The sequence below is a fragment of the Arthrobacter sp. Br18 genome (assembly GCF_000520555.1).
Classification (GTDB): domain Bacteria; phylum Actinomycetota; class Actinomycetes; order Actinomycetales; family Micrococcaceae; genus Arthrobacter_D.
On the sequence record NZ_KI914852.1, the window covers coordinates 1 to 803 of the forward strand.

2 protein-coding genes are annotated in these 803 nt (G+C 59.7%); both read left to right on the top strand.

The window, feature by feature from the left end; genetic code table 11:
• The first annotated feature begins 110 nt into the window (after nt 1-110).
• A complete protein-coding gene (locus tag Y704_RS19210; RefSeq protein WP_051476728.1) occupies nt 111-380 on the top strand; it encodes a DUF6480 family protein in 270 nt (89 codons plus the stop codon).
• Nucleotides 381-505: 125 nt separating this feature from the next.
• Nucleotides 506-736: a DUF6480 family protein gene (locus Y704_RS0105460; protein ID WP_026549365.1), complete on the top strand. Its 231-nt coding sequence runs from the start codon at nt 506-508 to the stop codon at nt 734-736.
• The last annotated feature ends 67 nt before the right edge of the window (nt 737-803 follow it).

The following is an 803-nucleotide window of genomic DNA, read 5'->3' on the forward strand; positions in this document are numbered from 1 at the left end:
CATCATTCCAAAGACCACCCCGAAGATTTAGGAGACACGCCCTAAGCACCCTTAGCATTACCGGGGTACTGTAGGAGGAACTTATCAACCAACACGACTCGGAGGGCTCCATGTCTGCTCAGAATCCCGATCCGGAGGACGACAACATCACCGGCCTCGAGCCGGGCGGCGGTGTCCCCCCGGGCGAGACGCCGCCGGGGGAATCGAGTATGGGGGCGCCCCAGGGCCACGATGAGCATGGGCCGAAGAAAGGCTTTTCCGCCGTCTGGCTGGCTGTGATCGGCGTCATGGTGGTTCTGGTGTTCATCCTGATCATCGGCAACATCATTCCTTTCTTAACGGCTCGATCCGGGCCCACTGGGAATCGGTCAAAAGAGTAGTACGTGGCACGCACCCATCATTCCAAAGACCACCCCGAAGATTTAGGAGACACGCCCTAAGCACCCTTAGCATTACCGGGGTACTGTAGGAGGAACTTATCAACCAACACGACTCGGAGGGCTCCATGTCTGCTCAGAATCCCGATCCGGAGGACGACAACATCACCGGCCTCGAGCCGGGCGGCGGTGTCCCCCCGGGCGAGACGCCGCCGGGGGAATCGAGTATGGGGGCGCCCCAGGGCCACGATGAGCATGGGCCGAAGAAAGGCTTTTCCGCCGTCTGGCTGGCTGTGATCGGCGTCATGGTGGTTCTGGTGTTCATCCTGATCATCGGCAACATCATTCCTTTCTTCTGATCGGATGCACCTCCCCTGACGATCGAATCCTGACGATCGAACGAAAGCGGCCGGACAGTCCATGGAC

Bases quoted from the DNA above. Each gene is read 5' to 3' on its own strand.
- Y704_RS19210 (WP_051476728.1), top strand. From the start codon at position 111: ATGTCTGCTCAGAATCCCGATCCGGAGGACGACAACATCACCGGCCTC.
- Y704_RS0105460 (WP_026549365.1), top strand. From the start codon at position 506: ATGTCTGCTCAGAATCCCGATCCGGAGGACGACAACATCACCGGCCTC.